The organism is Paracoccus niistensis (genome assembly GCF_042432925.1).
Taxonomy (GTDB): domain Bacteria; phylum Pseudomonadota; class Alphaproteobacteria; order Rhodobacterales; family Rhodobacteraceae; genus Paracoccus; species Paracoccus niistensis.
This window is the reverse complement of sequence record NZ_JBHLWE010000041.1, coordinates 195,107-220,886: the sequence shown is the minus strand read 5'-3', so window position 1 is coordinate 220,886 and position 25,780 is coordinate 195,107. Positions and strand designations below refer to the sequence as shown.

25 protein-coding genes are annotated in these 25,780 nt (G+C 69.3%); 12 read left to right on the top strand and 13 right to left on the bottom strand.

The genetic code is table 11. The features are described from left to right. Window positions 1-70: 70 nt before the first annotated feature. The 6 genes from ACFFII_RS14225 to ACFFII_RS14200 all read right to left on the bottom strand — a co-directional run bounded on the left by ACFFII_RS14225 (window position 71) and on the right by ACFFII_RS14200 (window position 4,260). Window positions 71-406, bottom strand: coding sequence for a DUF2794 domain-containing protein (locus tag ACFFII_RS14225; RefSeq protein WP_377699529.1), 336 nt, complete (start codon window positions 404-406; stop codon window positions 71-73). A 70-nt stretch (window positions 407-476) separates the two neighbouring features. Then, the gene (locus tag ACFFII_RS14220) at window positions 477-1,994 is read right to left on the bottom strand and encodes a tripartite tricarboxylate transporter permease (protein WP_377699528.1); all 1,518 of its coding nucleotides are present in this window, start codon (window positions 1,992-1,994) and stop codon (window positions 477-479) included. Beyond that, the gene (locus ACFFII_RS14215; protein ID WP_377699527.1) at window positions 1,991-2,527 is read right to left on the bottom strand and encodes a tripartite tricarboxylate transporter TctB family protein; all 537 of its coding nucleotides are present in this window, start codon (window positions 2,525-2,527) and stop codon (window positions 1,991-1,993) included. Before ACFFII_RS14215 ends, ACFFII_RS14220 begins: the two co-directional genes overlap by 4 nt. 1 nt (window position 2,528) lies before the next feature. Then, complete coding sequence (locus ACFFII_RS14210) at window positions 2,529-3,473, bottom strand: Bug family tripartite tricarboxylate transporter substrate binding protein (protein WP_377699526.1); 945 nt, start codon at window positions 3,471-3,473, stop codon at window positions 2,529-2,531. A gap of 158 nt (window positions 3,474-3,631) precedes the next feature. After that, the gene (locus ACFFII_RS14205; RefSeq protein WP_090753761.1) at window positions 3,632-3,904 is read right to left on the bottom strand and encodes an I78 family peptidase inhibitor; all 273 of its coding nucleotides are present in this window, start codon (window positions 3,902-3,904) and stop codon (window positions 3,632-3,634) included. 17 nt (window positions 3,905-3,921) lie between these two features. Continuing rightward, complete coding sequence (locus tag ACFFII_RS14200; protein WP_245688689.1) at window positions 3,922-4,260, bottom strand: hypothetical protein; 339 nt, start codon at window positions 4,258-4,260, stop codon at window positions 3,922-3,924. Between the two features lie 370 nt (window positions 4,261-4,630). On the opposite strand from ACFFII_RS14200, the gene ACFFII_RS14195 reads away from it, so the two are divergent. From ACFFII_RS14195 to ACFFII_RS14165, 7 genes are all read left to right on the top strand, one after another. After that, window positions 4,631-5,620, top strand: coding sequence for a BMP family lipoprotein (locus tag ACFFII_RS14195; RefSeq protein ID WP_377699525.1), 990 nt, complete (start codon window positions 4,631-4,633; stop codon window positions 5,618-5,620). 6 nt (window positions 5,621-5,626) lie between these two features. Next, entirely contained in the window at window positions 5,627-7,234 is a 1,608-nt protein-coding gene (locus tag ACFFII_RS14190) for an ABC transporter ATP-binding protein (protein ID WP_377699524.1), read from the top strand. After that, a complete protein-coding gene (locus tag ACFFII_RS14185) occupies window positions 7,234-8,313 on the top strand; it encodes an ABC transporter permease (protein WP_377699523.1) in 1,080 nt (359 codons plus the stop codon). The genes ACFFII_RS14190 and ACFFII_RS14185 overlap by 1 nt, the downstream gene beginning before the upstream one ends. Then, window positions 8,313-8,795, top strand: a complete 483-nt coding sequence (locus tag ACFFII_RS14180) for a YbjQ family protein (protein WP_377699522.1) — start codon at window positions 8,313-8,315, stop codon at window positions 8,793-8,795. The genes ACFFII_RS14185 and ACFFII_RS14180 overlap by 1 nt, the downstream gene beginning before the upstream one ends. A 1-nt stretch (window position 8,796) precedes the next feature. Continuing rightward, a complete protein-coding gene (locus tag ACFFII_RS14175; protein ID WP_377699521.1) occupies window positions 8,797-9,762 on the top strand; it encodes an ABC transporter permease in 966 nt (321 codons plus the stop codon). 120 nt (window positions 9,763-9,882) lie between these two features. Next, window positions 9,883-12,321, top strand: coding sequence for a DNA topoisomerase (ATP-hydrolyzing) subunit B (gyrB, locus tag ACFFII_RS14170; RefSeq protein ID WP_377699520.1), 2,439 nt, complete (start codon window positions 9,883-9,885; stop codon window positions 12,319-12,321). A gap of 300 nt (window positions 12,322-12,621) precedes the next feature. Continuing rightward, window positions 12,622-13,302 carry an outer membrane protein gene (locus ACFFII_RS14165; protein ID WP_377699519.1) on the top strand — a complete coding sequence of 227 codons (681 nt, stop codon included), beginning with the start codon at window positions 12,622-12,624 and terminating at the stop codon, window positions 13,300-13,302. Between the two features lie 54 nt (window positions 13,303-13,356). Here the strand turns inward: ACFFII_RS14165 and pdeM are convergent, their stop codons facing one another. The 6 genes from pdeM to mobA form a co-directional block, all read right to left on the bottom strand. Beyond that, complete coding sequence (gene pdeM / locus ACFFII_RS14160) at window positions 13,357-13,989, bottom strand: ligase-associated DNA damage response endonuclease PdeM (protein ID WP_377699518.1); 633 nt, start codon at window positions 13,987-13,989, stop codon at window positions 13,357-13,359. Then, window positions 13,986-16,475, bottom strand: coding sequence for a ligase-associated DNA damage response DEXH box helicase (locus tag ACFFII_RS14155; RefSeq protein WP_377699517.1), 2,490 nt, complete (start codon window positions 16,473-16,475; stop codon window positions 13,986-13,988). The genes pdeM and ACFFII_RS14155 overlap by 4 nt, the downstream gene beginning before the upstream one ends. Before the next feature lie 39 nt (window positions 16,476-16,514). After that, entirely contained in the window at window positions 16,515-18,134 is a 1,620-nt protein-coding gene (locus ACFFII_RS14150) for a cisplatin damage response ATP-dependent DNA ligase (protein WP_377699516.1), read from the bottom strand. A 70-nt stretch (window positions 18,135-18,204) separates the two neighbouring features. Then, window positions 18,205-19,200, bottom strand: a complete 996-nt coding sequence (locus ACFFII_RS14145) for a ligase-associated DNA damage response exonuclease (RefSeq protein ID WP_377699515.1) — start codon at window positions 19,198-19,200, stop codon at window positions 18,205-18,207. A 23-nt stretch (window positions 19,201-19,223) separates the two neighbouring features. Continuing rightward, on the bottom strand, window positions 19,224-20,135 hold the full coding sequence (locus ACFFII_RS14140; protein ID WP_377699514.1) for a DMT family transporter: 912 nt from the start codon (window positions 20,133-20,135) through the stop codon (window positions 19,224-19,226). After that, a complete protein-coding gene (mobA, locus tag ACFFII_RS14135; RefSeq protein WP_377699513.1) occupies window positions 20,126-20,713 on the bottom strand; it encodes a molybdenum cofactor guanylyltransferase MobA in 588 nt (195 codons plus the stop codon). Before mobA ends, ACFFII_RS14140 begins: the two co-directional genes overlap by 10 nt. Before the next feature lie 98 nt (window positions 20,714-20,811). Here mobA and ACFFII_RS14130 point away from each other — a divergent pair, with 98 nt between their 5' ends. The 5 genes from ACFFII_RS14130 (at window position 20,812) to ACFFII_RS14110 (ending at window position 24,125) form a co-directional block, all read left to right on the top strand. Further along, on the top strand, window positions 20,812-21,312 hold the full coding sequence (locus ACFFII_RS14130; RefSeq protein ID WP_377699512.1) for a DUF2478 domain-containing protein: 501 nt from the start codon (window positions 20,812-20,814) through the stop codon (window positions 21,310-21,312). Beyond that, window positions 21,309-21,536, top strand: coding sequence for a sulfurtransferase TusA family protein (locus ACFFII_RS14125; protein ID WP_377699511.1), 228 nt, complete (start codon window positions 21,309-21,311; stop codon window positions 21,534-21,536). Before ACFFII_RS14130 ends, ACFFII_RS14125 begins: the two co-directional genes overlap by 4 nt. Window positions 21,537-21,600: 64 nt before the next feature. After that, a complete protein-coding gene (locus ACFFII_RS14120; protein ID WP_377699510.1) occupies window positions 21,601-22,527 on the top strand; it encodes an AEC family transporter in 927 nt (308 codons plus the stop codon). Window positions 22,528-22,533: 6 nt separating this feature from the next. Next, window positions 22,534-23,331, top strand: a complete 798-nt coding sequence (locus ACFFII_RS14115) for a crotonase/enoyl-CoA hydratase family protein (protein ID WP_377699509.1) — start codon at window positions 22,534-22,536, stop codon at window positions 23,329-23,331. After that, entirely contained in the window at window positions 23,328-24,125 is a 798-nt protein-coding gene (locus ACFFII_RS14110; protein ID WP_377699508.1) for a hormone-sensitive lipase, read from the top strand. The genes ACFFII_RS14115 and ACFFII_RS14110 overlap by 4 nt, the downstream gene beginning before the upstream one ends. Before the next feature lie 54 nt (window positions 24,126-24,179). Here ACFFII_RS14110 and ACFFII_RS14105 read toward each other — a convergent pair whose 3' ends face one another. Further along, entirely contained in the window at window positions 24,180-25,670 is a 1,491-nt protein-coding gene (locus ACFFII_RS14105; RefSeq protein ID WP_377699507.1) for a BON domain-containing protein, read from the bottom strand. Window positions 25,671-25,780 lie beyond the last annotated feature (110 nt).

Below are 25,780 nucleotides of genomic sequence, written 5' to 3'. Positions count from 1 at the left end.
CCATCCGTTCGGGGGCAAGCCGCCTTGTCTGCCCCAAACCGCGGGAACGGCGGGTGGTTCCCCGGCGAGGTCAGACGGGACGGATCAGCTTGCGTTCCAGGACGCGCAGGATGGTGGGCAGGTCATGGCCGCGCCGCAGGATCTGCCCGTCCATGCCGACCACGGCATACATGCCTTGGGCATTCCGCAGCTTCGGCCGCTTCTCGATGCGGTACAGCGGGTTTTCCGCCGCGCGGCGAAAGACGGAAAAGACCGCCATGTCGCGCAGAAAGGACATGCCGTAGTCGCGCCACTCGCCGGCCGCGACCATGCGGCCGTAAAGGGACAGGATCACCCCCAGTTCCTGCCGGTCGAAGGACACGACCTCGGGCGCGGGGCTGGGCGGGATCAGGGGCTGGACCGTCATGCCTTCAAGGTGGCACCCCGCCCCCGTCCGTTCAACGGGCAAATCGCGTTTTTGGCGGCAAGGGGTTGCCTCAGTCCTCGTCCGCTGCCACCGCCTGCAGGATCTGGCCCTTGCCCACGGCGCGCAGGACCAGCGGCACGATCAGCCCCAGGGCGGCCAGCGTCAGCAGGACGGCGGCGACGGGGGACTGGACCAGCACGCTCCAGTCGCCCTGGCTGATGGACAGGGCCCGGCGCAGCTGCTGTTCGGCCATCGGTCCCAGGATCAGGCCCACGACGATGGGCGCCACGGGATAGTGGAACATCCGCATCAGGTAGCCGATCAGGCCGAAGCCCATCAGCATTCCCAGTTCGAAGCTGGACGGATTGGTGCCGATGGTGCCGAGCGTCGCGAACATCAGGATGCCCGCGTATAGCCAGGGCTTAGGGATGGTCAGCAGCTTCACCCACAGCCCGATCAGCGGCAGGTTCAGCACGACCAGCATCAGGTTGGCGATCAGCAGCGAGGCGATCAGGCTCCAGACCAGGGTTGGGTTGGTGGCGAACAGCAAGGGCCCCGGCTGCAGGCCGAACTGCTGGAATCCCGCCAGCATGATGGCGGCCGTGGCCGTGGTGGGCAGGCCCAGTGTCAGCAGCGGCACCAGCGTTCCGGCGGCCGAGGCGTTGTTGGCGGCCTCGGGGCCGGCCACGCCCTCGATCGCACCATTGCCGAATTCCTCGGGGTGCTTCGTCAGCCGCTTCTCGGCGGAATAGGACAGGAAGGTTCCGATCTCGGCCCCGCCTGCGGGCATGGCGCCGATGGGAAAGCCGATGGCGGTGCCGCGCAGCCAAGGCTTCCACGAGCGCGCCCAGTCGCGGCGGCTCATCCAGATCGAGCCCTTCACGGGCAGCACCTGGTCGCGGTCAAGCGCGTGCTGGCCCGCGACGAACAGCGCCTCGCCCACGGCGAACATGCCGACCGCCAGCGTGGTCACGTCCACCCCGTCCAGAAGGTCCGGGAAGCCGAAGGACAGACGCGCCTGACCCGTCAGCTGGTCGATGCCGATGCAGCCCAGGGCAAGACCCAGGAACAGCGAAGTCAGGCCGCGCAGCGTCGAATCGCCGAAGGCCGAGGACACGGTGACAAAGGCCAGCACCATCAGCGCGAAATATTCGCGCGGGCCGAAGACCAGCGCCATGCGGACGATGTAGGGGGCCAGGAAGGCCAGCAGCAGGGTGGCGACCAGCCCCGCGATGAACGACCCGATGGCGGCGGTGGCCAGCGCCGGGCCCCCGCGCCCGTTCCGGGCCATCTTGTTGCCTTCCAGCGCCGTGATGATCGAGGCGCTTTCGCCCGGCGTGTTCAGCAGGATCGACGTGGTCGAGCCGCCATACATCCCGCCGTAATAGATCCCCGCGAACATGATCAGCGAGCCCGCCGGGTCCAGACCGTAGGTGACGGGCAGCAGCAGCGCGACCGTCAGCGCGGGCCCGATGCCCGGCAGGACGCCCACCATCGTACCCAGCAGCACGCCGATGAAGGCGTAAAGCAGCAGCATCGGCTGCGCGGCGGCCGCGAGCCCCTGCAGGAGAAAGTCGAACGAGCTCATGGCGCGGCTCCGAAGAACAGCCGTTCAAGGGGGCCAGCCGGAAGGTTCAGCATCAGCACCTGCGAGAAAACGGCCCAGATGACGAAGGCCATGGCGATTCCCACCGGAATCGTGACGGCAAGGTTGCGCTTGCCGAAGCCGCGCGCAGTCAGCGCGAACAGAAGGCCCGTGGCGATGGAAAAGCCCGCGACCTTCAGCAGCAGAAGCTGCGCGGTCAGCCCGGCCAGCACCCACAGGATCGGCCCGTGGGCCGAAGGGTGCGGGTCGGGAAAGTCGCGGCGCACTGTCGAGACCGCGGTCCAGACGGCCAGCCCGATCAGCACGCCCCCGATGATGCGGGGAAACATCGCCGGACCGACGTTGGAATAGCCCGCCGCCCCGCTCAGCCGGCCCGCGTCCCACAGCATGACCGCGCCGATGACCGCAAGCCCCGCCGCCACCGCGAATAGCGACGGATGGACGACATGCGGCTCGGGCGGGCGCTCGGCAGGATCGGGGGCCGGATCGGTGTGGGGCGGCGGGCGGTCGGTCATCTTACTTCACCAGACCGATGGACTTCAGCACCTGCTCGGTCGCGGCGGTGTCGGCGGCCAGTTGCGCCTCGAACTCCGCCCCGGCCAGCCAGGTGTCCGACCAGCCCTTGGTGGCCAGCTGCTCCTGCCAGCCGGCCGATTTCGCCATCTTCTCGATGTCGGCGGTGATGGCGGCCTTCTGCTCGTCCGTGATGCCGGGGGCCGCGGCGACCATGCGCCAGTTCTGCAGCTCGACGTCGAGACCCGCTTCCTTCAGCGTGGGCGCGTCCACACCCTCGATCCGCTCGGGCGCGCTGACGGCCAGCAGGCGCATGGTGCCCGCCTCGATCTGGCTCTGGAACTCGCCCAGCGAGGACACGCCCGCCGTCACCTGGTTGCCCAGGATCGCGGCCAGCGCCTCGCCGCCGCCGGAATAGGCGATGTAGTTGATCTTCGTCGGGTCCACGCCCGCCGCCTGGGCGATCAGGCCCACGGCGATGTGGTCGGTGCCGCCCGCCGAACCGCCGGCCCAGCTGACCGCCCCCGGGTCGGCCTTCAGCGCCGCGACCAAGTCGGCCATCGTCTGGTGGGGCGAGGCGGCGGGCACCACGATCGCCTCATACTCGCCGGTCAGGCGCGCGATGGGGGTCACGTCGGCCAGGCTGACGGGCGAGTTGTTGGTCAGCACGGCGCCGACCATGACATAGCCGCCGATGATCAGGGCGTTGGGGTCGCCCTTGTGCTGCTCGGCGAACTGCGCAAGCCCGATGGTGCCGCCCGCGCCGGGGACGTTCTGCACCTGGACGGAATTCGAGATGCCTTCCTTCTGCAGCACGTCCTGCATGGTGCGCGCGGTCTGGTCCCAGCCGCCGCCCGGGTTCGCGGGCGCGATGATGGTATAGTCGGCCGCCATTGCAGGCACCGCCAGGACAGCCGCGAAAAGCGCGCCGAGGGTGAAATGTCGCATGAGTTCCTCCGTTGCCGCGCCGGCCGTCTGCCGCGGCGGGTCGCATTCCCTGCATGGAATAGCGCAGGGGGGCCTTCCACGGAAGTGGCCGCGACGAGCGCCACGAAGAAAGGGGCGGACCCGCAGGCCCGCCCCTTTCCGTTTCGGGGACCATCAGGTCAGTAGCAGGCGACCTTCTCGATCCGCCCGCCGGTCCCGATCTCGATGTTCATGCGGTCGGCGCGAAAGTCCATCGTGACCGCGTCGCCGGGATTGATGACCCGCGTGCCCGCGCGCAGCATCATGTCGCGCAGCACGGATGCGGGCTGGCCCACCAGCCCCTGCATCGCCGTGGCGTTGCACAGGTCGGGGGCGGGCTCGGGTTCGGCCGGGGGCGCGGGCTCGACGCAGGCGGCAAGCGCCAGAAGGGGAAGAAGCGCAAGGGCGCGCATGGTGATGTCCTTTCCGATCAGCCGCAATCGACGGCCTGGATGTTGCCCGCGGCGTCCAGCCGGAAGACGATCCGCAGCGGGTCGTATTCCTGCGGCTCGATGCCCCGGTACTCGACGACGCGGTACTGCCGGGTGATGCCCAGGGTCGGGATCACCGATCCGGGCTGGCCGATCGACGAGCGGTAGGTCGTCGCCTTGCAGCCATCGGGTTCGCGCGATTGCAGGCCCGCGACTCCGGTGACGGGCGGGGGCGGCACGACGACCGGGACCGGGTCCACCACGACGGTGGGCGGCGGAGGAGCCACCACGCAGCCGGCCAGCAGCGCGGAAAGGGCAAGGGCAGTCAGTCTTTTCATCGGGTGAGCCGTTCCTGGGTCCTGTTGGTCGGGCAGCCGTTCGTCGGCGCCTCGGGCCGGGACACTATAGGGTTGAGCTAGGGGCCCGGAAAGCGGCGGCACGGCGGCGGCATCGCCCCTGTCACCGCCGCGCATCAGTGGTCGGCCGGGGAAATCCGCGCCGGCCTGCCGGACGCAGTCCCGTGCCTGCGTCCGGGAACGGGGCCGCAGCCGGAGTGCTCACGGTGCCCCACGAGGTCTGTCGTCAAGGATGGCAGTCGGCGCCGTTGCCGCGTTCTGCCCAATGAACGCTGCGCCCGTCGCGGCGTTTCCGATTGACGCCGCGCGGGGGTTTTCCTGTAATCCGCCCAGACCCAACGGGAGAGCCGCCATGACCCTGACCTTCCGCCTTGCCGCGAGCCTCGCCGCGCTGGCGCTGTCCACCGCCGCAGCCCTGGCCGAGCCCGCGCTGGTCTTCGACCTGGGCGGCAAGTTCGACAAGTCCTTCAACGAGGCCGCCTATAACGGCGCCGAGCGCTGGAAGGCCGAGACGGGCGGCACCTACAAGGAACTCGAGATGCAGTCCGAGGCCCAGCGCGAGCAGGCCCTGCGGCGGCTGGCCGAATCCGGGCTGAACCCCATCGTGACCACGGGCTTCGCCTTTGGCGAGGTGCTGAACAAGGTTGCCCCCGACTATCCCGAGACCCGCTTCGTCATCATCGACACGGTGGTCGATCAGCCGAACGTCCAGTCCAACGTCTATGCCGAGCCAGAGGGGTCGTATCTCGCGGGCGTGCTGGCGGGCATGGCCTCCAAGACCGGCACCGTGGGCTTCATCGGCGGCATGGACATTCCGCTGATCCACAAGTTCCGCTGCGGCTATGCCGAAGGCTTCAAGTCCGTGCGGCCCGACGGCAAGGTCATCACCAACTTCACCGGCACGACGCCCGCGGCCTGGAACGACCCGGTGAAGGGGGGCGAACTGGCCCGCGCACAGAAGGCGCAAGGGGCGGACGTGATCTATGCCGCGGCGGGCGGCACCGGCATCGGCGTCCTTCAGGCGGCGGCGGACGAGGGCATCCTGTCGATTGGCGTCGACTCGAACCAGAACCACCTGCATCCGGGCAAGGTCCTGACCTCGATGGTCAAGCGCGTGGACAACTCGGTCTACGAGGCATTCAAGGCCGGCGAGGCGGTCGAGCCGGGCATCAAGCTGATGGACCTCAAGGCCGACGGCGTGGGTCTGGCGATGGACGATAACAACGCCCCCCTGATCACCCCCGAGATGACCGCCGCTGTCGAACAGGCGAAGGCCAGGATCATCGCGGGCGAGATCGTGCCCCACGACTACATGTCCGACAACAGCTGCCCGGCGGACTGACGGCAGATGGCCCTGTCCGGCACGCAAGGTACCGCGCCGCCCGCGATCGAGCTGCGCGGGATTTCCAAGGCCTTCGGGCCGGTGCAGGCCAACCGCGACATTTCCCTGATCGTGCCCGCGGGCACGATCCACGGCATCGTGGGGGAAAACGGCGCGGGCAAGTCCACGCTGATGTCGATCCTTTACGGCTTCTACCGGCCGGACGCGGGGCAGATATTGGTCGGCGGGCGCGACGCCGGGATCACCGACAGCCAGTCCGCGATCCGGGCGGGCATCGGCATGGTGTTCCAGCATTTCAAGCTGGTGCCGAACTTCACGGTGGTCGAGAACGTCATCCTCGGGGCCGAGGACGGCGCGCTGCTGGCGCCCTCGGTATCGCGGGCGCGCAAGGAACTGCGGCGGCTCGCGGCGGACTACCAGCTGGAGGTGGACCCGGACGCGGTGGTGGAAACCCTGTCGGTCGGCCACCAGCAGCGCGTCGAAATTCTCAAGGCGCTGTACCGGCAGGCCGACATCCTGATCCTCGACGAGCCCACGGGCGTGCTGACCCCGGCCGAGGCGGATCACCTGTTCCGCATCCTCAAGGGCCTGCGGGACCGCGGCAAGACGGTGATCCTGATCACCCACAAGCTGCGCGAGATCATGGAGATCACCGACAACACCAGCGTCATGCGGCGCGGCGAGATGGTGGCGACCGTGCCCACGGCGCGGACCTCGCCCGAGCAGCTGGCCGAGCTGATGGTCGGGCGCAAAGTGCTGCTGCGGGTGGACAAGGCGCAGGCCGCGCCGGGCGCACCGGTCCTTGAACTCAGCGGGTTGCGGATGGTGGACCGTGCGGGCGTGGAACGGTTGCGCGGCATCGACCTGACGGTGCGCGCGGGCGAGATCCTGGGCATCGCCGGCGTCAGCGGCAACGGCCAGACGCAGCTTCTGGACATCCTCGGCGGCTATCCCGAGACGGGCGCGCAGGTCACCGGGACCGCCCGGCTGGCGGGCGGCGCCCTGCCCCTGACCGGCACCGACGCCCGGGCGCGGCGTCACGCGGGCATCGGCAACATCCCCGAGGACCGGCAGGCCGAGGGGCTTGTGATGGAGTTCTCGGCCTGGGAAAACACGGTCCTCGGCCGCCACCGCGACACGGGGCGCGCGCTGATGGACAACGAGGCCATCCGCAGCAGGGCCGCCGCCCAGATGGAGCGTTTCGACGTCCGCCCCCGCGATCCCGAGCTTGCGGCCAAGAACTTTTCCGGCGGCAACCAGCAGAAGATCGTCGTCGCGCGGGAAATCGAGAGCCGGCCGATCCTGCTGCTGGTGGGCCAGCCCACCCGCGGCGTGGACATCGGCGCCATCGAGTTCATCCACCGCCAGTTGATCGAGCTGCGCGACGCGGGCGCCGCGATCCTGCTGGTCTCGGTCGAACTGGACGAGATCATGGCGCTGTCCGACCGCATTGCCGTCATGTTCGACGGCCGCATCATGGGCGAAAGGCTGCCCCAGGAAACCTCGGCGGCCGAACTCGGGCTGCTGATGGCGGGGGCCTCGCCCTCGGGCATCCCGCCCGAGCAGGGCCAGCCTGAGGCGTCCCACTCCGAACCCAGCAAGGGATTGATCTGATGACCCGCCTGCCCCGCTGGGCCGACCTCGTGCTGGTGCCGCTGATCTCGCTGGCGCTTGCCTTCGCCATTTCGGCGCTGGTGATCCTGTCCATCGGCCAGAACCCGGTCGAGGCGTTGAAGGTGATGGTCACCGGGGCGCTCGGGTCGTCCTACGGCTGGGGCTACACGCTTTACTACGCGACGAACTTCATCTTCACCGGGCTTGCGGTGGCGGTGGCCGCGCATGCGGGGCTGTTCAACATCGGGGCCGAGGGACAGGCGAGCCTCGGGGGCCTTGGCGTCGCGCTGGTGGCGCTGTCGCTGCCTTGGCCGCATTGGGGGATCGCGCTGCCCGCCGCGATGATCGGGGCGGCGCTTTTCGGGGCGATGTGGGCCTTCATCCCCGCGATCCTGCAGGCGAAACGGGGCAGCCACATCGTCATCACCACGATCATGTTCAACTTCCTCGCCGCCGCGCTGCTGAACTGGCTGCTGGTCAACGTCCTGCGCCCACCTGGCAGCATGGACCCGGCCTCGGCCCCCTTCCCCGAGACCACGCAACTGCCCCACCTGACCGACATGGCGGCGGCAGTGGGGATCGAGTGGGGCAGGAACACGCCCGCCAACATCAGCTTCCTGATCGCGCTGGCCGCCTGCCTGCTGGTCTGGCTGCTGATCTGGCGCACGCCGCTCGGCTACGAGATCCGCGCCTTCGGCCGGTCCGAGCGCGCCGCGCGTTACGCGGGCATCCGGCCCACGCGGATCATCGTGGTCGCCATGATGATATCGGGCGGCCTGGCCGGGATGATGGCCATCAACAACGTCATGGGCGAGGCCGGGCGGCTGCTTCTGAACAGTGCCGAGGGCGCGGGCTTCATCGGCATCGCGGTCGCGCTGATGGGCCGCAACCACCCGGTCGGGATCGTGCTGGCGGCGCTGCTGTTCGGGTTCCTCTACCAAGGGGGCGCGGAACTCGCACTCTGGACGGCGATCCCGCGCGAGCTGATCGTGGTGATCCAGGCGCTTGTGATCCTGTTCACCGGCGCGCTCGACAACATGGTCAGGATGCCGCTGGGCCGGCTGCTGGGAAGAAGCTGATGTTTAAGAAAAAGTGCCGCGAGTGTGGAGAAAATGTATATGCTTTGGACCTCAACAAGGCGGGTATCTGCTTCACATGCTTGCCCAGAACCGAGGTTGAGCTTGAAAAGACACGCATCGAAGCGGAGCAGACTGCTGCAGAAATCAGCACTCGGGCCGCAAATGTTCTCTTGACGACTGAACATACGGCGCCTGGAGAGGTCAGAGAACGTCTTGGAATTGTTGCTACGGAGTGTTGCTTAGGCGTCAGTGTCTTTCGAGACGCCTTTGCCGGAGTCCGGGATATCTTCGGCGGACGAAGCGAAGCCATGCAGCGGGCGCTGTCAGAGGCACGGCAGTCAGCAATCAACGACTTGAAAACCGAGGTCGCACGCCTGGGGGGGAATTGTGCTGTCGCCGTAACAATAGGTTATGAGCAGATCAGTCCCGGTGGGGGCAACATGTTGCTGGTTACGGCAACAGGCACCGCTGTGCGGATATAACATGGATTACGGAACGATCCTGCAGATTCTCGACAGCGCGGTGCGGCTGATGACGCCGCTGCTGCTGGCCTGCCTTGCGGGCCTTTATTCGGAACGCGCGGGCGTCTTCGACATCGGGCTGGAAGGCAAGATGCTGATGGCGGCCTTCTCGGCGGCGGCCACGGCGGCGGTGACAGGCAGCGTCTGGCTGGGGCTGATGGCCGGGGTCCTTGCGGCCGTGGGGATGTCGCTTATCCACGGGCTGGCGGCGATCACCTTCCGGGGCAACCAGCTGATCTCGGGGGTGGCGATCAACTTCCTTGCCTCCGGCCTGACGGTGCTGCTGGGGCAGAGCTGGTTCGCGCTGGGCGGCCGCACGCCCTTGCTGGAAGGCGCGGCGCGTTTCGGCAGCATCACCCTGCCTGGGGCCGAGGCGGCGCGCGCCATCCCCGTCCTCGGCCCCTTCTACGCCGAGGTCGTGTCGGGCCACACGGCGCTGGTCTATGTGGCGGCGCTGGTCGTGCCGGGAACCTGGTGGCTGCTCTACCGCACCCGCTTCGGGTTGCGGCTGCGGGCGGTGGGGGAAAACCCGGCCTCGGTCGACACGGCGGGCGTGTCCGTTCCACGCCTGCGCTGGGCGGCGGTGGCGATCTGCGGCGTGCTGACGGGGCTGGCAGGGGCCTATCTCGCCACCGGCCTGTCCGCGGGCTTCGTCAAGGAGATGACGGCGGGCCGGGGCTATATCGCGCTGGCAGCGCTGATCTTCGCCAACTGGCGGCCCTGGCGGGCGCTGGGGGCGACCTTCCTTTTCGGGCTCATGGAGGCGGTCGCGAACCGCTATCCCGAACTCGACCTCGGGCCGGTCACCATCCCCTCGATGGTGATGAGCGCCCTGCCCTATCTGCTGACCGTCATCATCCTCGCGGGCTTCATCGGGCGTGCCACACCGCCCCGCGCGGGGGGTGAGCCCTACGTCAAGGAACGCTGACGACGCACTGGCAAGACCCTGCCAAGGACCCGGAAAACCCGCAAAATCTTGTGTGTTTCCCGTGACATTCGCGCGCGCGAGCCCTATATCATGGGCAACAATCGCAGGATAATGTCAGCAATGAGCGCAGCCACCGCGCAGCCGGTCGAATACGGCGCCGATTCCATCAAGGTTCTGAAGGGTCTGGAAGCCGTCCGCAAGCGGCCGGGCATGTATATCGGCGACACCGATGACGGCTCGGGCCTCCATCACATGGTTTATGAAGTCGTGGACAACGGCATCGACGAGGCGCTTGCCGGTCATGCCGACTATGTCCGCGTGAAGATCCACGCCGACAGCAGCGTGTCGGTCCGCGACAACGGGCGCGGCATCCCCGTGGACATGCACCCGACCGAGGGCGTCAGCGCGGCCGAGGTCATCATGACCCAGCTTCACGCGGGCGGGAAGTTCGACAGCAACAGCTACAAGGTCTCGGGCGGTCTGCACGGCGTCGGCGTTTCGGTCGTCAACGCCCTGTCGGACTGGCTGGAACTGCGCATCTGGCGCAATGGCAAGGAACATTACGCCCGCTTCGAGAACGGCGACACGGTCGAGCACCTGCGCGTCGTGGGCGATGCCGCGCCGGGCGAGAAGGGGACCGAGGTCCGCTTCCTTGCCTCGTCCAAGGAAAACGCCCATGGCGGGACCTTCTCGAACCTCGACTACCAGTTCAAGACGCTGGAAAACCGGCTGCGGGAACTGGCCTTCCTGAACTCGGGCGTCCGCATCCTGCTGGAGGATGAGCGCCCGGCCGAGCCCCTGCGGACCGAGCTGTTCTACGAGGGCGGCGTCCGCGAGTTCGTGAAATATCTCGACCGCTCCAAGACCCCGGTCATGCCCGAGCCGATCTTCATCACCGGCGAGCGCGGCGGCATCGGCGTCGAGATCGCGATGTGGTGGAACGACAGCTACCATGAAACCGTGCTGCCCTTTACCAACAACATCCCCCAACGGGACGGCGGCACGCACCTGGCGGGCTTCCGGGGCGCGCTGACGCGGGTCATCGGCAAATACGCGCAAGACAGCGGCATCGCGAAGAAGGAAAAGGTAGATTTCACCGGCGACGACGCGCGCGAGGGGCTGACCTGCGTGCTGTCGGTCAAGGTGCCGGATCCCAAGTTCTCCAGCCAGACCAAGGACAAGCTGGTCTCGTCGGAAGTCCGGCCCGCGGTCGAGAACATGGTGAACGAGAAGCTCGCCGAATGGTTCGAGGAGCATCCGGGCGAGGCCCGGCAGATCGTCGGCAAGATCGTCGAGGCGGCCTTGGCGCGTGAGGCCGCGCGGAAGGCCCGCGAACTGACTCGCCGCAAGACCGCGATGGACGTGGCCTCGCTGCCCGGCAAGCTGGCTGACTGCCAGGAGAAGGACCCGTCGCTGGCGGAACTGTTCATCGTCGAGGGTGACTCGGCCGGCGGGTCCGCCAAGCAGGGCCGCTCGCGCCAGAACCAGGCGGTACTGCCCCTGCGCGGCAAGATCCTGAACGTGGAACGCGCCCGCTTCGACCGGATGCTGAGTTCCGACATGATCGGCACGCTGATCACGGCGCTGGGCACCGGCATCGGGCGGGACGAGTTCAACCTGTCCAAGCTGCGCTACCACAAGATTGTCATCATGACCGACGCCGACGTGGACGGCGCGCATATCCGCACGCTGCTGCTGACCTTCTTCTTCCGGCAGATGCCCGAGCTGATCGAGGCCGGGCACCTCTACATCGCGCAGCCGCCGCTTTACAAAGTCGCGCGGGGCCGGTCCGAGGTCTACCTGAAGGACCAGGCTGCGCTGGAGGATTATCTGATCCAGCAGGGGATCGAGGGCACCGCGCTGCGGCTGGGTTCCGGCGAGGAGATCACGGGCGCAGACCTCGCCCGCGTCGTGGACGAGGCCCGGACCGCACGACGCGTCATCCGCAGCTATCCGACGCATTACCCGCCCCACATCACCGAGCAGGCGGCGATCGCCGGGGCAATGGCGCCCGGGGCCATCGACGCCGACGCGGCGGCGGTCGGGGCGGCAGTGGCCGCGCGATTGGACAGGATCGCCGAGGAATATGAACGCGGCTGGACCGCCCGCCCCACGCAGGACGGCGGCATCCGCCTGACGCGCCTGCTGCGGGGGGTCGAGGAATCGCGCCTGCTGGACGGGCCGATGCTGCGCTCGGGCGAAAGCCGGCGGCTGGGCGCCATGACGGACGCGCTGCGCGAGGTTTATGCCGGCGGCGTCACGCTGGTGCGCAGGGACCGCCTGCAGCCGATCCACGGGCCCCTGTCACTGCTGGACGCGATCTTCGCGGAAGGCGAGAAGGGCCTGAGCCTGCAGCGCTACAAGGGCTTGGGTGAGATGAACCCGGAACAGCTTTGGGAAACCACCCTGGACCCCACTGCCCGCACCATGCTGCAGGTCCGGGTCGAGGACGTGGCCGAGGCCGATGACATCTTCACCAAGCTGATGGGCGACGTGGTCGAACCCCGCCGGGACTTCATCCAGACCAATGCGCTGAGCGTGGAAAATCTTGACGCGTGATAAAACTGCAACGCGCAGGATGAAATGCCTGCGCGTCGTCCGGGAAGGGTAAGACACCCGATTTTTGCCTGAGGAACAGAGGCCAAGTTTTTGTTCCTTTGGCGCAAAGCTCAGCACAGGCGACTTGCTTCACGCATTTGCTACTGCTGGTTGAAAGGGTGGCAGGACTGCATCAATCCCTCGGGAAATCCGAAATTCGACAGGCTGCCTCTTGGGAACGGCCGGTCTTCATGCCAGTTATCATTCCAGAAACAGCCGCGTTCCTGTCGCGGCAGTCACGTTTACTGCTTGAGGTTCAAGGTGCGTAACAACCTGATCGCGGCATCGGTCGCAGCCCTGCTTTCGGTTCCTGCCGCCCATGCCGGCGGCTTCGTCGCGCCGGTCCTGGACGCCGAGCCCGCTCCGGTCGTCGCGCCGGCCCCCTCCGACTGGCAGGGCGGCTATGCCGGCATCACGCTGGGCTATGCCTTCGGCGGCGACGACGACATCGGCGTTCGCCCCCCGGGCGGTGACATCGGCAGCGCCGAGCTGTCGGGTGCCAACGCCGGGCTGCGCCTGGGCTATCGCTGGCAGCGCGACCGCTGGGTGGTCGGCCCGGAAGTCGCCTATGTCGCGGGCGACATCAGCGACGACTTCGATTTCGGCGTGGCTGGCGAGTTCGAGTCGGAAGTCAACAACCTGCTGGGCCTGCGCCTGAAGACCGGCTACCTGGTCCGTCCCGACACGCTGGTCTACGGGATCGCCGGCTGGCAGAAGGGTGACTTCACCTACAACGTCAACGGCACCAGCGAGGACTACGACGCGGACGGCTACGTGGTCGGTCTGGGCGTCGAGCGCCAGTTGACCGAGCGGATGTCGCTGACCGGTGAATACGAATACTCGGACTTCGGTTCGACGGACGTGGACATCGTGCCCGGCGCGACCTCGGTCGCCACGCCCTCGTTCTCGAACGTCAAGCTGGGCCTGAACTTCCGCTTCTGAGCGGCAGGTCGAGAAACATCAGGGGCCGCCGGTTCATCCGGCGGACTTTTCCGTTCAGGCCGCCCGTAGCGGCACCGGCAGCGCCTTGTGCAGGCAGGCCACGGCGATGCCATGGGGCACCCAGCGGGTGATCGCCTCGGACCCCGCGTCCAGTCCGCCGGTATAGGCCCCGAAGGCGGGCAGGATCATGTGCGAGGGCCCGATCAGCAGCGCCCGCCTGCGCGCGCCCGCCAGCCGCACGACCGGATGGAAATGCCCGCTGATGTCCGGCCCCTCGCCTTCCGGCTGGTGGCGCAGCGTGACAGGTCCCATGCGCAGCGTCTCTTCTCCGCCCGCGCGCGGGTCGTGGTTGCCTGCAATCCAGCGGATCTCCTGCGCTGCCCCCAGACATGCCAGACGTTCGGCCACCTGGGGCTCAAGCGCCTCGGCCGCCGCGTCGTCGTCGAAACCGTCGCCCAGGCTGACGATCACCGCCGGGTCCAGCGCCTCGGCCTCGGCCTCGAGACGGCGCAGGGTTTCCAGCCCCTCGTAAGGCGGCAGCAGGGCACCGCCGCGCCGGGCCATGCGCTCGGACTTGCCCAGGTGCAGGTCGGCCACGACCAGCCAACGTTCCTCGGGCCACCACAGGGCGCCGGAACAGCGCGCCTCGAGCCTCAGGCCGTGCCATGTGAAGGCAAAGCCGGTCATCGGGCCGGGCGCGCCTTGCGCCGGGGGGACGGCTCGGGCCGGGCGGCAACAGGCGCAGGCGCGTCGAAGCCCGAGGGATCGTCGGTCAGCTGCAACCCTGCCGCCTCCATCATCGCCTCTGCCTCCTGCTCGGCCAGCCGCATCCGGCCCTGCCCTTCGATCCGGACGCGGCCCATTTCCAGCATCAAGGGCGCGGCGAGGGGGGATACGCGGCCGAGTTGCCGGTGGTCAAGGACGGGCGAGCGGTCCAGCATCTCCTCGATCCGGCCGAAATCGACAAGGCCCCGGCCCGCCTCGGCCGCCGTGATCCGCATCAGCAGGTGGTCGGGATCGTGGCGGCGCAGCGTGTCATACAGGATGTCGGTGGAAAAGGTCGCCTGCTTGCCCGACCGCCGCCCGCCCGGCATGTTGCGGTGGATCAGGCCCGAGATGATGGCCACGTTCTTGAAGGTTCGCTTCATCACCGCGTTGCCCGCAAGCCAGTCTCCCAAGCCTGCCCGAAGGCTCTCGCGATCCAGCAGGGGCGCAAGGTCCGTCACCGGGTCCAGCGACCAGATGAGCAGCGCGTAATCGGTCGAGGAAAACCCGAGCGGGCCCAGCCCCGCCTCTTCCATCGCGCGGGTCAGCAGCAGGCCCAGCGTCTGCATCGCGTTGTGCCCGGCAAAGCCATAGACGGCGAGATGCCAGCGGCCCATGTGCGGAAAGGTTTCCGCCAGCAGCGTGCCGGGCCGGGGCACGGCCGAGACCTCGGCCTGCAGCGACAGCCAGTCGCGGGTGGGCTGGGGCAGCACCTCCCACCGCGCCGGATCGCCGATCAGGGACAGGACGCGGTGGCTCAGTTCCGCCGACATGGGCATCCGCACGCCGGTGAAGACGGCGATCTTCGGTTCCTTGCGCGGGCTGGGGCTGACCTCGACCACCAGTTCGCGCAGGGCTTCGTAGCGGACGATCTGGCCGCCGGTCAGGAAGGTGTCGCCGGGGACGAGGCTCGCGGCGAAGGATTCCTCGACCTCGCCCAGCAGCCCGCCGCCGCGCTTCCAGCGGACCTTGGTCATCTCGGCCTCGACGATGGTGCCGACGTTCATCCGCAGGTCACGGGCGGCGCGGGGGTCGCGCAGGCCCCACAAGGCCCCCCGGCTCATCAGCCGCTGCCAGCGGTCATAGGCGCGCAGGGCATAGCCGCCCGTGGCGGCAAAGTTCAGGCAGTCGTCGAACTCGGCGCGGGAGAGGTCGCGGTAGGGACCGGCACTGCGGACCTCGGCATACAGCGCATCGGCGTCGAAGGGGCTTGCGCAGGCGGTCAGCAGGATGTGCTGGCACAGGACGTCCAAAGGCCCCGGCCCCCGCGCGTCGCCGTCCAGGTCGCGCTCGCGCACGGCCTCAAGGGCCGCGATGCATTCGATCACCTCGAAGCGGTTGGCCGGGACCATGCGCGCGCGCGAGGGCGCGTTGTAGCGGTGGTTCGCCCGCCCGATCCGCTGGACCAGCCGCTTGACGTTCTTGGGCGCGCCCACCTGGATCACCAGGTCCACGTCGCCCCAGTCGATCCCGAGGTCGAGCGAGCCCGTCGCCACCACCGCCCGCAGCTCGCCCGCCGCCATCGCGGCCTCGACCCGCGCGCGGGCCTCGCGCGCAAGGCTGCCGTGGTGCAGGCCAATGGGCAGGTTCTGGTCGTTCTCGGCCCAGAGCGCCTGGAAGAACAGCTCGGCCTGGGCGCGGGTGTTGATGAAGATGATGGTGGTGCGCGCCTCGGCCACGGCCTTCAGCACGTCGCGGACGGCATAGCGCCCGCCAGCCCCCGCCCAAGGCGGGGGCCGGCTGGTCGGCAGCATGGCGATGTCGGGGTCAGGGCCGGGATCGGCATGGACGACCCGCGCGCCGCCCATGAAATCCGCCAGCGCCTGGGGGTCTTCCACCGTCGCGGACAACCCGGTGGCGATCAGGCCGGGCGCAAGGCTGCGCAGCCGCGCGAGCCCCAGCATCAGCTGGTCGCCGCGCTTGGATTCCGCCAGCGCGTGCAACTCGTCCAGCACCACGCGGCGCAGGCTGCCGAAGATCTTGGGCGCCTCGGGGTAGGACAGCATCAGGGCGAGGCTTTCGGGCGTCGTCAGCAGGATCTGCGGCGGGTCGGTCCGTTGGCGCTGGCGGGCGCCGGTCTTGGTGTCGCCGGTGCGGTCCTCGACCCGGATCGGCAGGTTCAGGTCCCCCACGGGGCGGGCGAGGTTGCGGCCGATGTCCGCCGTCAGCGCCTTCAGCGGAGAGACATACAGCGTGTGCAGGCCCTTCCACCCCTCGGACAGTTCCACCAGCGAGGGCAGGAACCCGGCCAGGGTCTTGCCGCCCCCCGTGGGCGCGATCAGCAGGCTGTCGCCCTGCGCCTCAAGCAGCGCAAGCTGGTGCGGATGCGGCACCCAGCCTTGCTGCGCGAACCAGTCGGCAAAGGCGGGCGGCAGGGTGGCGGCGGCCGGGGGGGAACCTTCGTTCATGGTCTGCACGTAAGGTGCGTGGTTCCCACGCACCACCCCTCACTCCCGCCGCTTGGTCCGCCCGTGCCGCACGCCCGCCCGCGCGGCTTCGGCGTCGAAGACGTTGGGCGCGTCGATCATCGCCTCCAGCGTGTCCAGCCGGTCGGCCTCGACCGCCGGCTTGTCCCAGCGGATGCGGCTGATGCGGGGGAAGCGCAGCGCCACGCCCGAGCGGTGGCGGGCGGATCGGTTGACGCCCTCGAAGGCGACCTCGACCACCAGCTTGGGCGCAACGGCGCGCACAGGACCGAAGCGCTCGGTCGTGTTGTTGCGCACGAAGCGGTCGAGTTCGCGCAGCTCCTCGTCGGTGAAGCCGAAATAGGCCTTGCCGACCGGCACCAGCGTGTCGCCCGCCCACAGGCCGAAGGTGAAGTCCGAGTAATAGCCCGAGCGTTTGCCATGCCCGCGCTGGGCATACATCAGCACCGCGTCCACGACGCGGGGATCGCGCTTCCACTTGAACCAGGGGCCGCGCGGGCGGCCGCCGACATATGGGGCGTCGCGGCGCTTGATCATCACGCCCTCGATCACCGGGTCGGGCGGCTCAGCCCGCAGGGCGGCGAGGTCGTCCCATGTATCGAAGGACAGGAGCGGCGAGATGTCGATGCGGTCGGACCGGAAATCCGCCGCCTCCAGCACGGTGCGGCGGTCCATCAGCGGGCGGGGGCGCAGATCCTCGCCGTTCCAGATCAGCAGGTCATAGACGCGCAGGCCCGCAGGATGGCTTTGCAGCATGGCGCGGCTGACGGTCTTGCGGTTCAGCCGCTGCTGCAGGTCGTTGAAACTGGCGACGCCCCCTTCGCTGCGGACCAGAAGCTCGCCATCGACCGTGCCCTCCCATGTCATCTCGGCAATGAGGTCGGGAAAGGCGCCGGAAATATCCTCTCCGGTCCGGGAATACAGGCGGCGCATGCCCCCGTCGCTGACGGCCTGCACGCGGATGCCGTCCCATTTCCATTCCGCAACATGGTCGGCAGGGTCGAGCGCGCGCAGTTCGTCAAGGTCGATGGGGGTGGACAGCATCACCGGACGGAACGGGGCCAGCGCCGCCCGGTCGGGGCGCGGGCCGCCCTCGACCCAGGCGAAGACCTCGGGGTACGGGGGCTTGAGGCCGTGCCAGACCTCCTCGATCTCGTCGAGCGTGGGCGCCCCCATCTGCGCCAGCGCCGTGCGGGCCAGCCGCGCCGACAGGCCGATCCGCAGGTTGCCGGTGGCGAGCTTGAGAAAGGCCAGCCGTTCGGACGGGCCCAGCCGGTCCAGCACGCCCGCAATGGCGGCGGGCAGGCCGGCCTTGCCGGTGGTTTCCAGCAGGCGCACTGCCTCGGTGATGGAGAGATCGCCCTGCGGCTCGCCGTCCCAGATCAGCGCGATGGTCTCGGCAAGGTCGCCGACGAAGTCGTAGGAAAGCGCGAACAGCACCTCGTCGAAGCGCTCGACGGCCAAGCCGCGCAGCAGGCCCGGCGTGACCGTGCGCAGCTTGAGATCGCCCGTCAGCGCGGCAAAGGCATAGCCGCGGTCGGGGTCGGGCGTGCGTTCCAGATAGTGCTGCAGGATCTGCAGCTTGGCGTTGCGGGCAGGCGTGAAGGCCAGCCGTTCCAGCAGGGCAGCGAAGGCTTTCATGGGGCACCGCCAGACGGGGGGCTGCCCGCCCCCCGAGCCCCCGGGGGATACTTGAACGAAGAAGAACCTCTCATTCTTCCTCGTCCTCGTAGCCGACCAGCCGCAGGGGACGGGCGCGAAGCTGGTTCAACTCGCACCAGCGGACCAGCGCCTCCTCGGCGCCGTGGGTGACCCAGACTTCCTGAGGGCGCAGTTCGGACAGGGTCTGCGTCAGTTGCGGCCAGTCCACGTGGTCGCTGATGACCAGCGGCAGTTCCACCCCGCGCTGGCGGGCACGGGCGCGGACGGCCATCCAACCCGAAGCAAAGCAGATCACCGGGTCGCGGAAGCGCTGGACCCAAGGGCTTGCAAAAGCCGAAGGAGGCGCGATGACTACCTGCCCCTCGATCTGTTTCGGCGTGGTGGCGGGGCGCAGGTCGCCCAGCGGGATGCCCTCGGCCACATGATATTCGCTGAGCCGCTGGGCGCTGCCGTGCAGGTGGATCGGTGCGTCGTAGCCTGCCTGCCGCAGCAGCGCGATCACCCTCTGCGCCTTGCCCAGCGCATAGGCGCCGACGAGATGCGGGCGGCCGGGGAACTCGGCCATGCTGGCGAGCAGCTTCTGCGTCTCTGCCGCCGGGTTGGGGTGCTTGAAGACAGGCAGGCCGAAGGTCGCCTCGGTCACGAAGATGTCGCAGGGCACGGGTTCCCACGGAGCGCAGACGGGGTTGGGGGTGCGGCAGTAGTCGCCCGAGACGGTGATCACCGGGCCGCCCGCGCAGGCCAGCCGGATCTGGGCCGAGCCGAGGATATGGCCTGCCGGGTGGAAGCTGACTTCGACATCCCCCACGCGAACCGGCCCGTCGGCCGGCTGGCGCGCGGCGGTGAAGTCCTCGCCATAGCGGATCGCCATGATCTCCAGCGTCTCGCGCGTGGCCATGACCGCGCCGTGGCCGGACCGCGCGTGGTCGCCGTGGCCGTGGGTGATCAGCGCGCGGGGCACGGGACGAACCGGGTCGATGAAGAAATCGCCCGGGGGGCAGTAAAGCCCGGCGTCGGTCGGATGAAGGAAGTCGTCGGCGCGCATCGCCGCTCAACCTCGGACGGGCGTCAAGCGTTCCCCGGCTCGATCGCGAGGGGGCGGGCCGCAGGCGCAGGCGCCACGCGGGCCATTTGCACCATCAGGATGCCGATGGCCACGACGACCGAGCCAATCACGTCCGACCAGCCGAAGCTTTCGCCCAGCCACAGCGCCGCGATGGCGACACCCAGAGGCGGGGACAGGAAGTGGAAGGCCGCCGCCCGGACCGCGCCGATGCGGGTCACCAGCCGGAACCAGATAAAGGTCGCGAGGATGCCAGGGACGAGAATCGAATAGGCAAGCGCACCGACCAGCCGCCCGCTCCATTCGAAGGGCCGGCCCCATTCCAGCACCGCCGAGGGCAGCGCCAAGGCCGCGGCGCCCACGGCCATCTGCAGGCCGACGATCATCATGACATTCGGCCCTCCGCCCGCGCCGCGCACCGCCAGGGTGGCGACGGTCAGCGCCACCACGGCGGCGAGGCACAACGCGAGACCCAGCAGGTTCATGCCCTGCGACAGCCGCACGCTCATGATGATGACGACGCCGACAATTCCGACGACCAGCCCCGCGACCGCCTGCGGGCGCAGCGGCTGGCGCAGGAAGGCCCAGCCCGCGAAGGCGACTAGCAGCGGCATCATCGAGGCGATGATCGACGCGGCGGAGGCCTCGACCCACTGCATCCCGATCCAGTTGAGCCCGAGGTAGAGCGCGTTCTGGCACAGGCCGAAGACGACCACCGTCCGCCATTCGGCCCGCGTCAGCCGCATCGACTGGCCCATCGCCCATGCCAGCCCGATGGCGATGGCGGCCGAGATCCCGAAGCGGATCACCAGCGCCAGCAGTGGCGGCATCTCGACCACGGCGATCCGCGTCGAGGTGAAGGCCGAGGCCCAGATCGCCGCGAAGCTCAGGCCCATGAGGACGGATTTCAGATCCATTGCGGTCCTTCGGCAAGCCTGCGCCGGGCTGCATCCAGGTCAGCCGGCGTGTTGATGTTGAAGAAGGGGTCGTCGCCCGGAATCTCGACCCGGACGGCGCCTTGAGCGTCCATCCAGTCGCGCATCCGCCGCGTGCCCGAGACCAGCGCCGCCCGAAGGTCGTCGCGCAGCGAGACCTCCCACATGGCAAAGGCCGGATGGTCGCCGCCGCTGATGGCCATGACGACAGGCGCCTCGGCCGCCCCAAGCCGCGCCGCAAGGTCGCGCGGGAAGAAAGGCGTGTCGGCGGCAGCGGTCACGATGCGCGGGATGCCCTGCCCGGCCGCCCAGTCCATGCCTGCGAGAACCCCCGCCAGTGGCCCCGGCCAGTCGGGCAGGCTGTCGGGCAGCACGGGCAGGCCGAAGCCTGCAAAGCGCGCGGGATCGCCATTCGCGCTGATGGCGCAGACGCAGCCCAGGCGCTCGATCACATGCGCGATGAGCGGCCGGCCGCCGAGGTCGAGCAGCCCCTTGTCGCCGCCGCCCATGCGACGCGACTGCCCCCCGGCCAGCACGATTCCCGCGATCTCTCCACCCATAGGGCGGCACTCTGCGCCGCCGCACCGGGGGCCGCAAGCCGTCAGCCGCGACGCCCTGTCGCTTGCGGGGCGGGCGGCGCATCCCTAGAATCGCGCCCATGCTGGCTTACGTGATCCACGACGAGGACGACGGCAACACCCGGATGGCTGGGCTGGCCCGCAGACTGGCAGCCCGGGGGCTGCGGCTGGCGGGCGCCGTGCAGACGAACCTGAACCGCGGCGCGGACTGCGCCTGCGACATGGAGCTGACGGTGCTGGGCGCCGACGCCGCCCCCATCCGCATCTCGCAATCGCTGGGCGCGGGCTCGCAGGGCTGCCGCCTGGATACGGACGCACTGGAACGGGCGGCGGCGCTGGCAGCTCAGGGGCTGGAGGGCGCCGACCTCGCCTTGGTCAACAAGTTCGGCAAGCAGGAGGCCGCGGGCCGGGGCTTTCGCGACCTCATCGCCGCGGCCCTGGCCGAGGAGATCCCCCTTCTGATCGCCGTCGCGCCCGAGCTGGTTCCCGCCTTCATCGAATTCGCGGGCGATTACGCCACGCCCCTGATCTGGCCCGAGGCCGAGGCCTGGTGCCGCGCCCGCCAGCCCGCTGACGCATGACCGACTCCGAGATCGACGCGCGGCATCTTCTCTGCCCTCTGCCGGTTCTGAAGCTGCGGAAGACGCTCGCGGTGCTGCCCCCCGGCACGACCGTGGCCCTGGTGGCGACGGACCCCGCCGCCGTCCTCGACGTGCCGCATTTCTGCGCCGAGGGCGGGCACGAGTTGCTGTCCTCGGACCCCCTGCCCGACGGCGCGCGCCGCTACCTGGTCCGGCGCGGCTGACCTTGCGTCCCGCGCGCGGGGATGCTTCTGTCGCGCCCGGAAGGCGGTCGAGGGAGGAACGCCCGTGCTGGCGATCTTTCTCAAGACGCTGCCGTTCTTTGCACTGATCGGGACCGGCTGGCTGGCCGGGCGGCTACGGCTTTTTTCTGCCGAGGCGACGGCGGCGCTGACGAAGTTCGTCTTCTACTTCGCGCTGTCCGCGATGCTGTTCGGCTTTGCCGCCGCGCTGGACATCCGCCAGCTTTTCGATCCGCGCTTCGCACTGGCCTATGTGGGTGGAACCTCTGCCCTGTGGCTGCTGGCGGCGGCCTTGGCGCGCAGCCGCGGCGTCCCCCCCGGCGGTGCCGCGATGCTGGCCCATGCCTCCGTCATCGGGAACACCGGCTTTCTCGGCGTGCCGATGCTGGTCGTGCTGCTGGGCCCGGCGGCGGTCGGGCCGGTGCTGATGGTCCTGACCATCGACCTGGTGGTGTTCTCCACCCTCATCACCCTGATCGTCGCGGCCGGGCGGCATGGCCGCGTCGGCCTTGGCACGCTGCTGCCGGTCCTGCGCGGGCTGATCGGCAACCCCATGATCGTCGCGATGGTGGCGGGCCTGGGCTGGTCCGCCCTGCGCCTGCCCCTGCCCCCTCCCGCAACCGAGTTCCTGACGCTGCTGGGTGGCGCCGCGACCCCGGGTGCGCTTTTCGCGATCGGCGCGTCCCTGGCCCTGCAGCCCGCGCGGCTGCCCGGCACCGCCGCGACCGTCAGCTTCGCCAAGCTGGCCCTGCACCCGGCAGCGGTGGCCCTGGCCGCATGGTTGCTGGCGGTGGAACCGACCGCCGCCGGGATCATGGTCGCCGCCGCGGCCCTGCCCGTGGCCGGCAACGTGTATATCCTCGCCCACCATTTCCGGCTGGCCGAGGAACAGGTTTCGGCGGCGATCCTGCTGTCCACGGCGGTCAGCATCCTGACGCTGCCCTATGTCATCCACCTCATCACGAAAGGCTGAACCTTCATGCGGACGATCTCGGACCTGTCCTTGGAAAACCTGCGGCTGGATGTGGACGAGGACGGCATCGCCACCGTGACCCTGAACCGCCCGGCCAAGCGCAATGCGCTGGACGCGGCCACCATCGACGAACTGATCGAGGTCTTCGCCACCCTGCCCCGCGCGGGTGTGCGTGCCTGCGTGCTGCGCGGCGAGGGCACGCATTTCAGCGCGGGCCTCGACCTCGTGGAACATTACCATGCGAACCGCAGCGCCTCGGACTTCATGCATGTCTGCCTGCGCTGGCACGAGGCCTTCAACAAGATGGAATACGGCGGCGTCCCGGTCATCGCCGCCCTGAAGGGCGCGGTCGTGGGCGGGGGTCTGGAACTCGCCTCGGCCGCCCATATCCGGGTGGCGGACCATTCCACCTATTTCGGCCTGCCCGAAGGGCAGCGCGGCTTGTTCACCGGTGGCGGCGCGACGATCCGGGTCGCGGACCTGATCGGCAAGGCGCGGATGATCGACATGATGCTGTCGGGCCGCCTGTATCGCGGGCAGGAGGCGGTGGACGTGGGCCTCGCCCAATACCTGGTCGATGATTCCGAGGCCAAGGCCTACGAGATCGCCCGCGCCGCAGCCCAGAACCCGCCCTTGTCGAACTTCGCCATCTGCTCGGCCATCAGCCACATGCAGAACATGAGCGCGCTGGACGCGGCCTATGCCGAGTCGGTCGTGGCCGGCGTCGTGAACACGCAGGAGGCCGCCAAGGCGCGGCTGGAAGCCTTCGCCAAGGGCACGGCCGCGAAGGTGAAACCGCAATGATGGTGCAGGGCATCACCGACTGGGACGACGCTTACGCCAACATCGTCCACATCCCCGGCGGGGCGGACTTCCCCGACCGCTGGACGCGCGACGCTGCCGCCTTCCGCGCGGCGCGGACCCCCGAGGGACCGGGGAGCGGCGAGTTCCACATGCCCGAGGGCACGCCGAAGGGGCTGATGGTCTTCATCCACGGCGGCTACTGGATGAAGTTCGGGCCGTCGTGGTTTTCCCATTTCGCTAGTGGCGCGCTGGCGCGGGGATGGGCGGTGCTGCTGCCGGACTATCCGCTGGCGCCCACGGACACGCTGTCCGGGATGCGGGATGCCGTGGCCGCCCAGGTCGCGGCGGCGGCCGAGCGGGTCGTGGGGCCGATCGCCCTCTCCGGCCATTCCGCCGGGGGTCACCTCGCGGCGCGGCTGATCTGCGACGACAGCCCCCTGCCCGCGGCGGTGCTGGCGCGGGTCCGGCGCTGCCTGCCCATCTCGGGCCTCTTTGACCTGCGGCCGCTGCAGCAGACGGCCATGCGCGGGGACCTCGGGCTGACGGACGAGGTCGTGCGGCGGGAAAGCCCGCTGTTCCACCTGCCCGCCCGCGATCTCGACCTGCACATCTGGGTCGGGGCCGACGAGCGGCCGGTCTTTGTCCAGCAGTCGCGCCTGATCCATGACGCTTGGGCCGGCTGGCCGAACCGCACCGACCTGACGGTCGAACCGCGGCGCCACCATCTCGACGTGATCGAGGGGCTGGCCGATCCCGCCCACCCGCTGACCGAGGCGCTTCTGGGCGGGCTTTAGGACGCGAGAACGGGCGGCCATCGGCCGCCCGCCCGTATCATTCTTGCTGCCGGATCAGCTGCGGCCGGAGGAACCCGAGCCGCCCGAGGTGCCGCCGGACGAGCCGGAGGTCGGGCCCGCCGAGCCCGCACCGCTGGCGCCGGTCGTGGACGAGCCCCCGCTCATGCTGCCCGAGGACGAGCTGGCCGAACCGCTGCTGGTGCCCGTCCCCGATCCGCCCGATCCGCCGGAGCCCGAGCTGCCGGAGCCCGACCCACCTGAACCGGAGCTACCGGAGCCCGAACCGGACCCGCTGCTGCCGGAACCCGAGCGACCGCCGCCGGAACCTCCGCTGCCCGAGGACGGGTCCGACGATCCGCTCGACATGCTGCCGCCATAGCCGCTGGACGAACCGCCGCGGCCCTTGATGCGCAGGTTGTTCTGGACATGGCTCACGCCCATCACGCGCTCGGCGACGTCCTCGGCGCGGCGCTTGTCCTCGCGGCTGTCCACATGGCCGGTCAGCGTGACCTCGCCGCCCTTGACCTCGACCTCGATGTCCGAGGCGTCGATCATGTGGTCATCGGAAAGGCGATCCGAGACATCCTCGCGGATGCGGTCGTCAGAACGGGAGTAGCCCTTGGGGCCGCGCCCGCGATGGGACATCCCCTGCCCCTGGCCGCCGCCCTGGCTGCCGCCGTAGCCGCCGCGGAACGATCCGTCCTCGCCCCAGGTGTCCACGCCGCGGCCATAGCCCGCGCCCGCCGCACCCATGCCAGCGCCCATGCCGGAGCCCATTCCGCCCCCCATGCCGCCGCTCATGCCACCGCCGCGCCGTGCGCCCATGCCGCCGCCGTAACCCGAGCCGTGCTCGCCCGAGTAGCCCGACCCGTAGTCACCCGAATAGGCCGAACCGTAACCGCCCGAGCCGCCCGAATAACCGGACGAGCCGAAGTCCGAGCCGCGCCACTGGTCGCCGCCGCGCTGGACACCGCGGTTCCAGTCCTCGCCACCACTGCCGCGGCCCTGGTCGCCGCCGCCGTAGCCGCCGCCATAGCCAGCGCCGGACCCGCCCGACGAGCCGCCGCTCAGGTTGCGCCCGGCATAATCATAGCTGGTGGACATGCCCCGGCCCGACTGGCCGTAGTTGCCGCCGCCATAGCCGCCACCGCTGCTGCCTCCGCCATAGCCGCCACCGCTGCCGTAGCCCCCGCCGCCGCTGCCGTAGCCACCACCGCCGCCGCCATAGGCGCCGCGGCCCTGGTCGCCACCGAAGTCGCGGCCCGAGAAGCCGCGGCTGCCATAATCGTCGCGGTCGCCGCCGCGGAACCCGCCGCCGCTGCCCTCGCCGCCACGATATCCGCCGCTGCCATAGTCGCCGCCGCGTCCGCCGCGGCCCTGGTCATAACGGCTGTATTCGGAAGGACCGGCCCAGTCGCGGTCGCTGATCATGCCCGGATGGTCGGGATCGCCATAACGGCGGCTGGCCCGCAATTCGTCGTCGCGGTCGTTGCGGCCCGGCTCGCGGCGCCGATAGCCCTGGTCGTAGCGATTGTCGTCTTGCATTGGGAACATCCTCCTTATGCAGCGCCGCTGTGGCAGCGCCGACACGGGGACAATGTTTTTGCAGGCTGCTTGGTTTACGGGCAGGACCGAAAAAAGCGGCGGACGGCCCG